Source organism: Enterococcus italicus DSM 15952, assembly GCF_000185365.1.
GTDB classification, from domain to species: Bacteria; Bacillota; Bacilli; order Lactobacillales; family Enterococcaceae; genus Enterococcus_G; species Enterococcus_G italicus.
In genome coordinates this window covers 1-1,286 of record NZ_GL622257.1, presented here as the reverse complement: position 1 = coordinate 1,286, position 1,286 = coordinate 1, and the positions used below count along the sequence as shown (strand labels likewise).

General features: G+C 23.4%; 1 protein-coding gene. It reads left to right on the top strand.

The genetic code is table 11. The features are described 5' to 3' along the window. Positions 1 to 152: 152 nt before the first annotated feature. Positions 153 to 1,286 (top strand): hypothetical protein (locus tag HMPREF9088_RS11095; protein ID WP_007209350.1); only part of this gene is annotated, 1,134 nt, incomplete at its 3' end.

Genomic DNA, 1,286 nt, shown 5'->3' with positions numbered 1-1,286 from the left:
AAAATATGAATGATTTTTATGTTATGAATAATGAAAAGAATAAGAAAGCAAGGGAAATCAAACAAGATTTAGAGTTAGCATATTATAGAAAGCTCTATGATTTAAAAGTTAAAAATGTTAAGAAATATTCCAAAAATAGGGAGGGGGTTTAAATGTCTAATGATTTTAGAGACTTAAAAAGTAACACAGAAAATGAAAACAAAGAAAATAAAAGTAATAAGAACAGTAGTTTAGATATTTTAAAGGATAAGGTGAAAAACACTGATTACAAGCAAAAAATCAATAATTTAGGTATTGAATCTAAAGCTAAGTTTGCATTAGATAAAACAAAAGAGGTTTTAGAAAAAACAAAAGAAGTTTACCAAGCTGAAGAAACTCAAATAATGCTTAAAAAAACAATGAACATGCTTTATAAACTCCTTAGATACTATCCTTTATTTAAGTTTAAATACAATCTCAAAAAGAAATACACCAAAGAAGGTGTAATAGATGAAATGTTAGGTAAAAATCCCAAGGATAAAGGACAGTATATTAAAGATTTGAATAGTAAAGCTATTAATATTAAAGGTGTTGATGTTCACTATCAGAAATATTTAAATTTTTTATACAAAAACTCTGCTTATCTAATGATTTGTATAATTTTATTTGTAAGTTCAATAGTGCCTTATAGCTATAAACTTTATTCACATTCATTTCCTATAATGCTTACACTTTATATATCTTTATTTGTTATTACTATAATCCAAAGTTATACTGCAAAAACTGGTAAATCAGATGTTGATACTATAATAAACTATTATTTGGGAAAAGGTGTTGGTTTATCTGATTTAAGGGAAATTGTAGAAAAATATGAAGAAATCAGAAAAGACTTTAAAAATATTTATTTGACTAGTAAATCAAGAATTACTAATATGACTCTTGATTTTGATAATAAACTAGGATTAATTTTACAATTAGATTTAGAAAATACTAGTGATAAAACTATCAATACACTTGCTAATATTGACTATTTAAAGCCTTTTGAAAATTTTGGAGAATTTTATGTTGTGGCAAATAATAAAGCATATATAATGTTTGATGTATATTTGAGTAAAATTATATATAATAAAGATTTTGATTTTGTAGAACTATTTAAAGACAATGATTCTTACTTTAATTATTTCAAGGATTTTGAAGCACTTAGAAATAAAAACAGAATAAATGACTTACAAGAAAAATTGGAGAATCAAGGTTTAGATATAAATGCTAATAAATTAATGAATATCCTAGACAAAATTGAAGATAAT